The sequence below is a fragment of the Chryseobacterium culicis genome, assembly GCF_002979755.1.
GTDB lineage: Bacteria > Bacteroidota > Bacteroidia > Flavobacteriales > Weeksellaceae > Chryseobacterium > Chryseobacterium culicis_A.
Genome location: NZ_PCPP01000001.1, coordinates 2277745 through 2290299 on the forward strand (window position 1 = coordinate 2277745; position 12555 = coordinate 2290299).

Genomic DNA, 12555 nt, shown 5'->3' on the forward strand with positions numbered 1-12555 from the left:
ATCAGTTTTATCATTTAATATTGCCCGGTATTATGCCGCACCTAGTTTTATTCTTAGGTTCTCAATAAGATTTTCCCAATACATTGCATTTTCCTCTTCATCACCTTCTTCACAGAAGTCTGTAATATTTAAAGCAAGATCTTCTGTAATATCATCAATTGTGATAGTCATTTCAAAGAAATTTTTTGTTCCTTCATCTTCTTCCCATCTGAAACGCACGAAACCTTCAGGCTTATATCTGATCAAAGTGGCCTTCTCAGCAGGTCCTCCGCCCCAGCTAAAAAAGAAATCATCGCCTTTCTCTGTTACCTCATCCGCAAACCATTCAGACAATCCTTCTGCAGTCGCCAGATATTCATATAAAATCTCTGATAAACAGTGCATTGGAAATTCGTAATGGACTTTATGTTTCGCCATATAATCTTTGTTTTATCGTCCCGCAATATATAAATTAATTTTTTTATTACGCAAAAAAACAATTACTTTTTTATAGAATCAGTATGATATTTATCACGGGATTCAAATCCTTATTATGTTAAATATTAGGGCTTAAAACTGCCATGCAAAACATAAAAAAATCTCTCCTTTCCAGAGAGACTTTATCTTTAATTTTCATTCAGTATATCTAGAATAATCTGACATCCTTCTCTGATTTCGTCCAGAGATAATGTAAGAGGTGGAGAGATTCTCAGATATTCATTTCTGTACAGCTGCCAGAAAACAATAAGCCCTTTTTCCATACATTTTTTTGCCACTTCCAGGGTATATTCGGGAGTTCCTAAGTTCACAGCAAGCATTAGACCTTTACCGTTGATATTTTTAATTTTAGGATGAACTAAAAGTTCTCTGAACAACTTCTCTTTTTCCTCTACTTCATTCATTAAACCGCTTTCCAGCACTTCTTTTAAAGTAGCATAACTCGCTGCTGCAATCAATGGGTTTCCTCCAAAAGTAGTAATATGACCTAGCTTTGGTGAATGTGAAAGGGTTTCCATAATTTCTCTGGAACTCATAAAAGCTCCTACAGGAACTCCTCCTCCCATTCCTTTCCCCATTACCAGAATGTCCGGAACGATTCCAAAGTGTTCGAAAGAGAATAGTTTCCCTGTTCTTCCAAATCCTGGCTGTATTTCATCTAAAATCAAAAGTGCTCCTACTTCTTCACATTTTCTCTTCAGTTTGATCAGATAGTCGTTATTAGGCACCAGAAAGCCTGCTGCTCCCTGAATGGTTTCAAGGATAACACATGCTGTTTTCTCTGTGATTTTATCGAAGTCATTTTCATTATTAAATTCAATGAAAGAAACCATTGGCAGTAAAGGACGGAATTCTCTTTTGTGGGTTTCATTTCCGGAAACGCTCAACGCTCCATGGGTATTTCCGTGATAAGAGTCTTTAAAGGAAACAATTTCTTCTCTCCCTGTATATCGTTTTGCCAGCTTCAAACTTCCATCAATGGCTTCAGCACCACTATTGACAAGATAAGTAACTTCCAATGGATCCGGAGTAGCTTCTGCCAGCAATCTGCATAATGCTGTAGGTTTTTCCTGGGCATATTCACCGTACACCATTACGTGAAGGTATTTATCAGCCTGCTCTTTGATAGCATTCACAATTTTAGGATGCGAATGTCCCAAAGTATTGGCAGAAACTCCTGCTACAAAGTCAAGATATTTCTTTCCGTCTGTTCCATAAATATAGCTTCCTTCAGCTTTTTCAACTTCAAAACCCGCTGCAAACTTTGTGGTTTGTGCCTGATATAGAAAAAAATCTTTATGCATTTCCATTGTCTCCAAAAATTTCAGCAAAGCTATAAAAGATTCATTACATGCTAAAATTAATATACAAAAAAGACCAGGGCTTACTGGTCTTTTCTATTATTTTCTGGTTCGTTTAGGCTTTTTAGCTTCTTCTTTCGCTTTTTCGTCATCTATAGCTTTCTGAGCTTTATCGAATAGCTCACTATCAGCCGTATATTGTATTTCTTCGTTATTCGGAGTGTCTACAAGGATATCCTGCCATTTTCGGATCCGGTCTTTGGTATTCCAGTTAAAATCCGGGAACTTTCTTTTCGAAGGTTCTATCATACTCATAGGATAAGTATCTGATACAGCTCCAATACTACACGAAATAATTTGTAAAGCTCTTTCTTCAAACAATGCTCCGATAATTCCACATGTTGAAAGGGTTATTCCTATTCTTTCCTGTTTTTTTGTTTCCTGATCGGTATCATCAACATATACAATAGCCTGGGCATTCCCCACTACTCTTGCCTCTTTAATTGCATTTTTCTCATAGTAAACCGTCATGAATTTTCCTTTCACCTGGTTGAACTCATCTTTCAGCGTTAATGAGTCTACTTTACTGATGGCAAAAGCATTTCCGATGACTTTTAATGAATCAATATCCTCTGTCTGGGTATTGAAGTAAGCTTCTACTTTATCTCCGGTAACCTGTTTTTCGCCACTCCAAAGAATCGGATTGGTATACATATGCATAATTCCGTCTGTTTCATTGAAGGCAATAGAGTCTGCTCTTCCCTGTGCATTGGATTTATAAATACGGGCTTTTTTGAAGGCTCTCAGGTAACTTTTCTTAACTTTGATATCCAATGAGTCCGGTCTCTGATAAGAGATTATTTTTTCTGCTGCAAAATAAATGGAGTCTTTTTCCATTACTTTTACTGCGTAAGGATTTTTCGTCATCATTGCGGAGTCTTTTTTCTCAAAAATCTCTCCGTAACCTCCTTTTATATATCTTTTTTCTTTAGGATCATCCAGGGTTACATTTCCTGTTGCTTTACCGAATCCGGAAATCTGATTGTAATACATATCATCACCGGTAAGAATTTTCTCATTATAATAAATCCTGGAGTTTTTGGTTAGAAAAGCCTCCTTGGAATCCATTTTATAAGTTCCTTTTTCGGTATAGATTCTGTTTCTCGGATTGGTTTTGCTGGTAATGGTTGTAGGGCCTAAAAAATCAGCAATTTTTGTATTTTGATTTTGCTTGATGTTGGGACCTTCTATGGTATATTGAGGAGTTTCAATTTTCACATTTCCGGTAAGATCCACCACCCGCGTATTCAGAAAGTAAGTTCCTACTTTGGCATAGGTTACATTCTGCCCGTCAGAGATTGTTCCTCCTGTATTAAAATAAGCCTGATTAGCCAGCCTGTCATAATAGAGGATATCTGTTTTTATGGTTTGCTTAGGATCGGTTAAGACCACATTTTTTCTGGCAACACCTTTTTGGGTATTGGCATCATATTCCATTTCTCCTGCTGTGATTACAGAGCCGTCAGTGTTTTGAAGTCTTGTATTGCCTATTGCTTTTACAAAGTTTTCCTCATTATACAGAATGACTTCATCTGCTGTAAGAATAGAGCCTTGGTGTTCGATCTGAACATGACCGGTAAAATATTGATTCCCGTCGTATTTTTCAGGATCTTTCTTAATTTCGTCCGCGTGGATGATCTTTACTTTATCTTCAGGTCTTACCTGTTTAGGCTGAGTCGGTGAAGGAGCCTGCAAATAAGGATCTCTCTTCACAGGAGTTTTATCCTGCGCAAAACTTAGCGTAGAAATAAAGATTAACAGAAAAAGGGCTATTCTCATTAATTAGTCATTCTTAGTGCCATAGAAATATAGCGAATGAGAATCAATTTTTACGCCAAATGCTTCTTCAATGGCTTCTTTGATTCCTTGGATTCTTGGGTCGCAGAATTCAATAATTTCTTCAATCTCTTTATCAGAGTCTTTTTTGTAGATCACCAGGTGGTCATGCTGTTTGTCAAAATAAGACTTTTCATATGATGAAGAGGTCAATGTTTTTTCTCCGAACTGATGCTTACGGATCAAACCTGCATCAAGGAAAATTTCAATAGTGTTATAAATTGTTGCTTTGGAAACATGATATTTTTTCTGCATCATCAGAAGATACAGATCATCAACATTAAAGTGATGATCCATATTATAAATCTCTTCCAATATCGTATATCTTTCAGGTGTGTTTCTGAACCCTTTTTCTAATAAGTAGTTTCTCAAAACATCCTTGATCAAAGCTATATTTTTTTCTTTTTGTATTGTATCCATTAAAAAAATTATCTACAAATTTATTGAATTTTATTTAAATAGATATTATGGTTAAATACTAGAGGATTAAGAATTGTGACGGAAATACCCGGATTGCTCAATCTTATTGTCATACACCGTAAGTTCTGTGATCGGTGCAGATTCCACTTCAACGTTATGGGAAGATACTCCCCACGCCTTAAAGTCATCACTTCCGATATACTTCACAAAGTTGTAAATATTAAGAGTAATCTTCTGTTTAACAGTTAAAAGAATATCGTTGATATAGGTGTTATCTATGATCACATATTTAAGATCCGGCGGTATATCGTGCGCTCTTAAAGAAGGATGGCTGCTTCTTGAAGGAATGGTTCCGTCTGCCATTAAATCTTTAAGTACCATGTTGAAATAATCATTGATTCTACGGTCTACTTTGAATCCTAAAAGGAAATTAATCTTATACACCGTACCCGGAAGAATTTCATCTACGGTATATCTGAAGGTATATGGATCTTCCTGGTTTACGATGCTCAGGATAAAGTAATGATCTGCTCTTTTTGGCTGCTTTTTGATGATGGAATAGATAATTTTTGATTCTACTTCATCATTTCTTTTTGCTCTGCTCAGGTAAGCAAGATTAGTAGCGTATTTCGGAATGGTTTCATCCAGCTTCATGTCTTTAAGGATAGACACATACTTTTCTATTTTCACAAACTGGATAAATCTTGTTTTGATCAGTCTTCCGTTATACCAGGCATACATAGAAACTCCGATAGAACCTGCCAATACAACAGTAATCCATCCACCTTCCATGAACTTGATAATATTAGCACTGAAGAAACCTAATTCAATAGCCATATAAACAAAGGCAAAAAATAAAATTAATATTTTGCTTACTCTTTGTTTCAACAGCCAGAAGACTAACAGGACGGTAGTCATCAACATTGTCACTGTAATGGAAAGTCCATAAGCGGCTTCCATTTTTCCAGATTCCCTGAAATGCAGCACAACAATAATACAAAGGATAAGAAGTCCCCAGTTGATTCTTGGGATATACATTTGTCCTTTCACCCCTGAAGGATAATCAATTTTCTGATTTGGCCAAAGGTTTAGAGACATTGCTTCTGAGAATATGGTGAAAGAACCTGTAATTAATGCCTGGCTGGCAATAATTGCGGCAGCTGTTGCAAGAATTACTCCCGGAATGATCATCCATTCTTCCATGATTCCAAAGAATGGGTTTACTACAGAGAATCCTGGTTTGTTATAATTAGTCAAAAGCCATGCACCCTGTCCAAGGTAATTAAGAATAAGCATAATCTTAACGAATGCCCAGCTTACTCTGATATTTTTAGCCCCACAGTGTCCTAAGTCAGAATAAAGGGCTTCTGCTCCGGTTGTACAAAGAAAAACAGCTCCTAAAATAACAATGGCACTCGGTGAGTTGACAATAAGTTTATAGGCGTAATATGGATTGAATGATCTTAAAATCTCAAAATTCTCACTCAAATGCATTACTCCCAATCCTCCTAATACAAGGAACCAAACAACCATCACAGGACCAAAAAACTTTCCTATAAAGCTGGTTCCGAATTGCTGTACCACAAAAATGGCGATCAGTATTCCGATTGTAATAGGCACAATGGGAGTGTGAGGATTATAAATTTCAAGACCTTCAATAGCTGACATTACCGTCAGTGATGGGGTAATTACTCCGTCCGCAATAAGGGCAGCAGCACCAACAATTGCAATGAGGTACAACCATCCTTTCTTAAGGTTTCTTACCAATGAAAACAAGGCCAGAATTCCTCCTTCGCCTTTATTATCTGCTCTCAAAGCAATGATCACATATTTGATTGTAGTCTGAAGGGTAAGCGTCCAAATAATACACGAGAGTGCTCCCTCTATGTATTCATTGAAAGGCATATTGCTCCCTTGGGATCTTGCATTCACAATTGCTTTCATTACGTAAAGCGGAGAGGTACCAATATCTCCAAAAACTATTCCTAGAGACACTAAAACTCCAATAAAGGAAAGTTTCTTTATGTCGAAGTGGTAACCATCTTCTGTAACTTCTGCCATATCAGCTTAATTTATTTTAAAGGCGCAAATTTATACTAATTTTATGACGTCAAGAATTTTTCTTCATGAATATAATAAATGAAAAAACTTCCTTTCGGAAGTTTTTTTCTATAACTATTTTACGTACATCGCTTTTTTGATTTCCTCTTTTACTTTTTCAAGTTTAGGGAACCATTCTGCAAATAATGCAGCAGAGTAAGGTGCAGGTGCATCAGGAGTAGTAATTCTCTTGATAGGAGCATCTAAATAATCAAATGCTTTTTGCTGTACCATATAAGTAATTTCAGAAGATATAGAAGCAAATGGCCAAGCTTCTTCTAAAATAACCAATCTGTTTGTTTTCTTCACAGAGGCTAAAACAGTATCAAAATCAAGAGGACGAACCGTTCTAAGGTCGATAACTTCTACAGAGATTCCTTCTTTAGCCATATCTTCAGCAGCCTGTAAAGCCAGCTTCATGATCTTACCAAAAGAAACCAAAGTAACATCTGTACCTTCTCTCTTGATATCTGCTTTTCCTATTGGTAAATAATATTCTTCTTCAGGAATTTCCATTTTATCTCCATACATCTGCTCAGATTCCATGAAAATAACCGGATCATTATCCTGAATTGCAGTTTTCAACAACCCTTTCGCATCGTAAGGATTTGAAGGAACTACTACTTTAAGGCCGGGAATGTTTGCAAACCAGTTTTCAAAAGCCTGAGAATGGGTAGCTCCTAATTGACCTGCAGAAGCTGTAGGACCACGGAAAACAATTGGGCAATTCCATTGTCCACCACTCATCTGACGGATTTTAGCCGCATTATTGATAATCTGATCAATTCCTACCAATGAGAAATTGAATGTCATATACTCTACAATTGGTCTGTTACCATTCATCGCAGCACCCACAGCAATTCCTGTAAAACCAAGTTCTGCAATTGGGGTATCGATTACTCTTTTAGGGCCAAACTCATCCAGCATTCCTTTTGAAGCCTTATAAGCACCATTGTATTCTGCAACTTCCTCCCCCATTAAAAAGATGGATTCGTCTTTACGCATTTCCTCGCTCATTGCCTGTGCAATTACCTCACGAAAAGTATATTCTGCCATATTTATTCGAAAAATTTAGACTACAAAAATAGTGTTTTTTTATTATACACATAATAAAAACGCTCTTCATTTCCATGAGAAGTCATAATATTAACTGTATTTAAAATTAATTTTCCTCCTTTATGCTTCGTTATTGTGGCGTTTCCAAGTTCCTAAGAATTTTCATCCATAAAAAATGGCATCTCATTTCTGAAATGCCATTTTAAATTCTATTTAAACTTAAATTAATTAGCTTTATCCCAAACCTGGGTTCTTCCTAATAAAGATAATCCTAAGTAACCTCTTACATTCAGCTTATCCCCGCTTCTTGTAATGGTACATTTATAAGTTTTTCCGGTTTTAGGATCCGTAATTGTTCCTCCGGTAAACTCATCACCATCTTTTTTCAGGCCTCTGATGATTTCCAATCCTAAAATTGGTTTTCCTTTTCTGTCATCCTTACAAGCTGTACAGTTTGGATCAGCTGGCTTTATCAACAACTGGGAAACTTTCCCATAATATTTTCCGTCTGATTTTTTGTACACTTCAACAATAGATTTTGCCTGTTTTGTTTCATCATCTATTGTTTTCCACTTACCTTCAATCTGGGCAAAAGTAAGCACACCACAAAAAGAAAGGGCGAACGTTAACAATATTTTTTTCATATTTCTTATAGTTTTAATTTTTATACAATATTCTTATCTACGTATTGATAAAAATATAAATTAATTTTCAACGAACAAAAACTTTTATTATACAAAGCATAAAGAGGTAAAAAAAGCAAACCAGTTTATTTACAACTTATCTTTTCTCTCTTAATACAGCTTCCTGTTAATCACCCTATCCATATAATCCTGATACCAGGCTTTCGCAGTTTTCTTTCCAGCTTCCACTTCAGGGTTTTTAACCTCATTAATCAGATTCTTTTCAAGGCTTAAATCAGATTGATTATACACTCCGATGATTTCTTTTCCATCAAAACGGTAAATATAGTTTCCAATCATGAACTGGTCTGTACTTCCATCTGAATTCACTACAATGAAAGGATATTTTTTATCACTTACCAAACTTCTGCCCCAGCTTCTGATGGGTTTGTTGTATCCAATAAGATCTGCTAATGTAGGATAGATATCTGCCTGTTGTGCTATATCCTGGCTCACTCCTTTTAACTGATATTCAGGATTCGGAGAATAAAAAACCAGCGGAACGGCATAGCGGTTCATTGCTCTTTCATATTCCGGATAATACACCTGATTAGTATGATCTCCTGTGAAAACAAAGATGGTATTATTGTACCAAGGCTGTTTTTTAGCCGTTTCAAAATATTTTTTGATCGCATAGTCTGTATACTGCATCGGCTCATGAATTTCAATTTTCCCTTTTTTAAATTTCCCGTTATATTTTTCAGGGATCTTAAAAGGGTGATGTGATGAAGCCGTAAATACAGTAGTCATAAAAGGCTGTTTTTTTCCTACATTTTTAGCAAAATACTGAAGGAATGGCTCATCCCATATCGCCCACATTCCGTCAAAATCTTCATCGTGGTTGTATTCTGTTTTTCCGAAATAATGTTTAAATCCTAAAATATTTCCAAATCCAAGGAATCCCATAGATCCATTAGGTGCTCCATGATAAAAAGAAGTATCATACCCAAGATCATTACACACCGAAACGATAGACTGAATTTTCTGATTGGAATACGGAGATCCCGTAAATGCATCGGTAAGGCTCGGAATTCCGGCCAACACACTGCTCATTCCATGAATAGACTGTCTTCCGTTCGCAAAAGTATTGGGAAAAATAAGACTCTGAGTCGCTAAACTATCCATGAACGGAGTGTAAGAAACGTAATCTTTAATATTTTTATCTTTATTAAAAGTTCCTGAATATTCTCTTCCGAAAGATTCTACAATGAAAATAACGATATTGGGACGGTTCTCTACTTTTCTGTCATACACTTTATAAGGCTGCACATTTTCTTCAATATATTTTTCATCTACGAAATGAACTTCCTTAAAGTTATTGGTATTTAAGGTCCTGAAAAAAGAAAATGTACTGTTAAGAACCATATTTCCCTGCAGAGGATTGGTTACAAAACGGGTAGCATCCACCATATTAATAGGTCTTGTACTGTGTTTAAAATCTCCTCTTATTCCTCCCACCACTAATACAGCTGTAATACACAAAGTAAGAATGGAAGTAATAAAGTAAGGAAGCAATTTCAAAGGTTTCACCTCTTCTATTTTCACTCTTTTGTAAAGGAAAACCCATAAGATCATCAAAACAACAAACCAGATCAGCACAAAAGGATGCTCTCCAACAGAGATCATCAGTGTTTTAGATACATTGGATTCATGTTCGGCCACTTGAAATACTGCCGAAGTAAGCCTTGCCTGAGAAAATTTATAGTAAATAAAATCCCCGAAATTCATAGCGTAAGCAATACCGTTGGTAATGAAATACAGCCAGAAAAGAATTTTCTGAAAAACTTTCTTCGTATTGATTACTAAGGGTAATAAACTAAGGAGTATAAATAGTGCGTTGACATACAGAATAGCGGTGGTATCAAAAGCAGTACCATGGAAAGCCAGCTTTATATATTCCGAAACAGAATCAACTTTAATCAGATCTTTATTAAAATACCAGAATAAGAGTCTGGCAATCTGATAAAAAACATAGGCTAAAAAAATCCTGTAAACTAATGCCAGAACTTCCTGTTTTCTAAATCCTTTTAAAAATTTCATGGAGCAAATTTACATCAAAATCACTTTAATGCATTTTTTAGTTCAGATTATTTTGAGTTAGAATTTTTAAAAACTGTAATTTTGTGCTTATGGATTTTATAAAGAATAATCTGGCCAATGCCTTAACCCTGGCTAACTTATTTGCAGGTTGTGTAGGGGCAATACATTTAATTTTAGGAGATTATCAGACTACGGCAATCTGCCTTGTTCTCTCTTCAATTTTTGATTTCTTTGACGGCTTTGTAGCCAGAGCTGTAAAATCAAACTCCAATTTGGGGCTTCAACTGGATTCTCTTGCAGATATGGTGAGCTTTGGGGTAATTCCTGGGCTTACGATGTATAAAGCACTTGAACCTTTTGGGGCAGAGCTGCTGGGAATTCACTTTCCGTTTGAAATCAAGTATCTGGGATTAATCGTTACCGTATTTTCCTGCCTGAGACTTGCGATCTTCAATCTTGATGAAGAGCAGCGTTATTATTTCAAAGGATTGAATACCCCTACAAACACCGTTTTATTGTTCGGTCTTTATTATGCCTTTAAAGAAACCGGGGCTTTCAGCTTTTTGTTTGATAATGAATTGCTGTTGATTCTGCTCACTCTTATTACCTCATGGCTGCTGATCAGCCCGATCAAGATGATGGCCATGAAGTTCAAATCCAAACAATTAAAAGACAACTATCCTAAAGTAGTATTACTGGTAGGAGGAATTGCTATTCTCGCTATATTTCAGGTAGTAGGAATTCCTATGCTTGTTATTTATTATATATTGGTGTCTCTTATTTTTCAGGGACAGTTAAAATAATTTATTTAAATAAAACACATTTCAAATTATTAATTATCAACATGAATTTAAAACTCCATAAACCACTTTGTATTTTTGACCTGGAAACCACAGGAACAAACATCGGAAAAGACAGAATCGTTGAAATCTGTATTTTAAAAGTAAATCCGGATGCCTCCAGAGAAAGCAAAACATGGCGTGTAAATCCGGAAATGTCTATTCCAAAAGAAAGCAGTGAAATCCACGGAATTTATGATGAAGATGTAAAAGATGCTCCTACCTTCAGAGATATTGCTTCTAAAATTATGGAAATGATTACCGGAACTGATTTGGGAGGATTTAATTCCAACAGATTTGATGTTCCTCTTTTGGCAGAAGAACTTTTAAGAGTAGGAATGGATTTTGATCTGAGTAAGTTCAGATTGGTAGATGCACAGACTATTTTTCACAAGAAAGAACCTAGAAACTTAGGAGCTGCTTATCAGTTTTACTGTGGAAAAACATTGGAAAATGCCCATTCTGCAGAAGCTGATGTTATGGCAACATTTGAAGTTCTGGATGCTCAGGTGGGAAAATACGATGATATTCCGAATGAAATAGCACCGCTAAGTGAATTCACATTCCATAACAAGAATGCGGATCTTGCCGGATTCATCGGATATAATGAAAAAATGGAAGAAGTTTTCAACTTTGGGAAATACAAAGGACAAGGAGTGAAAGCCGTGTTCCAAAAAGATTTAGGGTATTTCGGATGGCTTCAGAATGCTGACTTTCCGTTGTATACCAAGAAGGTTTTCACTAAGATTCAACTTTCAAGCAGATTTTAACTATGTCTGAACTGGTTCGTTTTAAATTTTATGAAACTGCCCTGGAAGCCAACAGGGACAAGCAGATACTGGCCGAAAATGGCATCAACAGTTTCATTGCAAATGAGCAACTGATCCAGTCGGATTGGCTTTTGTCGCAGGCAGTAGGAGGCATACAGCTTCAGGTATTTGAGGATGACCAGGAAAAAGCTCAGCAAATCCTGCAGGATTATAAAGAGAATGAGCAATATTCATTGGAAGTGGAACACACCATTGAAGATCCTGAGTTTGATTTTGTCTGCCCGAAATGTGGTTCCAATCATATTTACAGGGATGACAGTGCGACCAGTTTCTTTGGGATTTCTTTTCTGACCAGTCATAAATTCAAATGTTATTATTGCGGGAATGAATTCACTCATTAAAGCTTGATATGATCAAAAGGATTGGAAAGATTTCACTCATCATCATTCTTGGTTTTCTTGTTTTCATAACGGGAAAGTTTTTATTGGTATGGAAAAGTGTTGAAATTGATCACAGTTTGAGTCAAAAACCTCTTTTTAAAGCATTTAATCAACAGAAACAGGCCACTCTTTGGAGTCAGAAGGGTGAAGATAATAAAACCAATGATTTCAAAATAACATCAGACAGCACAAGCTTTGAGTATTACAGTTGTTATATTAACAGAAATCCAACACTGAACATTATATTTTCTGTTGGAGACGGTTTTAGTGGCGGTGGGTATCAAATCGATATTATACAGAACCGATATAAAGTTTCACCGTATTCATATACAGACAATATCAAGCCTTTTGATTTTCTGAATACGGAAGAATATTATAAGGTTTTGGATAGTAAACTTATTCTGAATAAGGAATCTTATCAAAAAGGAGACAGCATCTTCGGATATACCGAACTTAAAGTTCAAAGAAGATATGGTCCGGAAAAATATATAGTAGAAGGAAAAGGATATTTTAAAGGTATAGTAAATTAATCA

Annotated in this window: 12 protein-coding genes; 4 read left to right on the forward strand and 8 right to left on the reverse strand. The window is 36.0% G+C overall.

Annotated features, from left to right (window positions below; genetic code table 11):
• Positions 1-30: 30 nt before the first annotated feature.
• The 8 genes from CQ022_RS10360 to CQ022_RS10395 form a co-directional block, all read right to left on the reverse strand.
• A complete protein-coding gene (locus tag CQ022_RS10360; RefSeq protein ID WP_034696870.1) occupies positions 31-417 on the reverse strand; it encodes an START-like domain-containing protein in 387 nt (128 codons plus the stop codon).
• 188 nt (positions 418-605) lie between these two features.
• Positions 606-1781 (reverse strand): aspartate aminotransferase family protein, encoded by a 1176-nt coding sequence (locus tag CQ022_RS10365; RefSeq protein ID WP_105681805.1) that lies wholly within the window; start codon positions 1779-1781, stop codon positions 606-608.
• A 96-nt stretch (positions 1782-1877) separates the two neighbouring features.
• A complete protein-coding gene (locus CQ022_RS10370; RefSeq protein WP_105681325.1) occupies positions 1878-3617 on the reverse strand; it encodes an OstA-like protein in 1740 nt (579 codons plus the stop codon).
• A gap of 3 nt (positions 3618-3620) precedes the next feature.
• A complete protein-coding gene (locus CQ022_RS10375; protein WP_002976876.1) occupies positions 3621-4094 on the reverse strand; it encodes a Fur family transcriptional regulator in 474 nt (157 codons plus the stop codon).
• A 66-nt stretch (positions 4095-4160) separates the two neighbouring features.
• A complete protein-coding gene (locus tag CQ022_RS10380; protein WP_105681326.1) occupies positions 4161-6155 on the reverse strand; it encodes a KUP/HAK/KT family potassium transporter in 1995 nt (664 codons plus the stop codon).
• 114 nt (positions 6156-6269) lie between these two features.
• Complete coding sequence (locus tag CQ022_RS10385) at positions 6270-7250, reverse strand: pyruvate dehydrogenase complex E1 component subunit beta (RefSeq protein WP_105681327.1); 981 nt, start codon at positions 7248-7250, stop codon at positions 6270-6272.
• 224 nt (positions 7251-7474) lie between these two features.
• Entirely contained in the window at positions 7475-7894 is a 420-nt protein-coding gene (locus CQ022_RS10390; RefSeq protein WP_105681328.1) for a DUF2147 domain-containing protein, read from the reverse strand.
• Between the two features lie 150 nt (positions 7895-8044).
• The gene (locus tag CQ022_RS10395; protein ID WP_105681329.1) at positions 8045-9973 is read right to left on the reverse strand and encodes an LTA synthase family protein; all 1929 of its coding nucleotides are present in this window, start codon (positions 9971-9973) and stop codon (positions 8045-8047) included.
• Between the two features lie 89 nt (positions 9974-10062).
• Here CQ022_RS10395 and CQ022_RS10400 point away from each other — a divergent pair, with 89 nt between their 5' ends.
• From CQ022_RS10400 to CQ022_RS10415, 4 genes are read left to right on the forward strand one after another with little or no spacing between them, the layout of a single operon-like run.
• A complete protein-coding gene (locus tag CQ022_RS10400) occupies positions 10063-10776 on the forward strand; it encodes a CDP-alcohol phosphatidyltransferase family protein (protein WP_105681330.1) in 714 nt (237 codons plus the stop codon).
• Positions 10777-10817: 41 nt separating this feature from the next.
• Complete coding sequence (locus CQ022_RS10405; protein WP_105681331.1) at positions 10818-11582, forward strand: 3'-5' exonuclease; 765 nt, start codon at positions 10818-10820, stop codon at positions 11580-11582.
• A 2-nt stretch (positions 11583-11584) separates the two neighbouring features.
• Complete coding sequence (locus CQ022_RS10410) at positions 11585-11983, forward strand: DUF2007 domain-containing protein (protein WP_105681332.1); 399 nt, start codon at positions 11585-11587, stop codon at positions 11981-11983.
• An 8-nt stretch (positions 11984-11991) separates the two neighbouring features.
• Complete coding sequence (locus CQ022_RS10415; RefSeq protein WP_105681333.1) at positions 11992-12552, forward strand: hypothetical protein; 561 nt, start codon at positions 11992-11994, stop codon at positions 12550-12552.
• The last annotated feature ends 3 nt before the right edge of the window (positions 12553-12555 follow it).